Source organism: Thalassotalea sp. G20_0 (genome assembly GCF_017744175.1).
In the GTDB taxonomy this organism is placed as follows: Bacteria; Pseudomonadota; Gammaproteobacteria; order Pseudomonadales; family Endozoicomonadaceae; genus Endozoicomonas.
This window is the reverse complement of the sequence record NZ_JAGHQV010000369.1, coordinates 1-713: the sequence shown is the minus strand read 5'-3', so window position 1 is coordinate 713 and position 713 is coordinate 1. Positions and strand designations below refer to the sequence as shown.

The window sequence follows — 713 nt, the reverse complement described above, 5'->3', positions numbered from 1 at the left end:
TGAAATGACTGTCTGGTAATGGGGGACCACCGGACATGCTCTGCCAAGCCAACTTGCGGCCATGGCAATAACGGTTTGAACCTCTATATTGTCCGGGGATGAATTTCCCAGGCGAGAAAATAGTTCATCTATGTGCTTTTCTAGCGGGTTTTTATTATTGCTACCTGAGTCCAGATAAACTCTGGCACAGAATACCATGACTCCCCAGAGAGACATCGATATATCTTGCTGAGAGAGTTGAGGGTTTTTACTGATTCTGTCGACAAGAAAATCGAAAGTAAATTTAATCAGGTTCGGCTCAATGGCCTCACCCAGTTTCGCCACGGCCCACAGCAGATTGACGGCAATTTGAGAATTGAATTGACTTCTCTCTGCTTTTGATTCGGCTTTGGTTTTCACATGGTACAACAGCGCGGCCAGGGCCTCTTTGAGCTTTGCTGTCTCCTCCAGCTCGAGCCCGTTGTCCACCAGTTTCGCCACACCCCACAGCAGGTTGCAGACTTCCTGTGGCTTGAAGTGGTCTTTCTTTTCTTTTGATTCGGCTTTGTTTTGTACACAGGGCAACAGCGCGACCACGGTTCCTTTAAGCTGCGTTGTCTTCTTCAGCTCCAACCCGTTATCCACAAGTTTCGCCACGGCCCACAGCAGGTTGGCGACTTCCTGCGGGTTGAAGTGGTCTTTCTCTTCTTTTGATTCGGCTTTGGTTTTCACAT

The 713-nt window shown here is 48.5% G+C and carries 1 protein-coding gene; it reads right to left on the bottom strand.

Annotated features, from left to right (window positions below):
• On the bottom strand, positions 1 to 713 hold a 713-nt coding region (locus tag J7438_RS26550), incomplete at both ends, for a hypothetical protein (protein WP_209279025.1).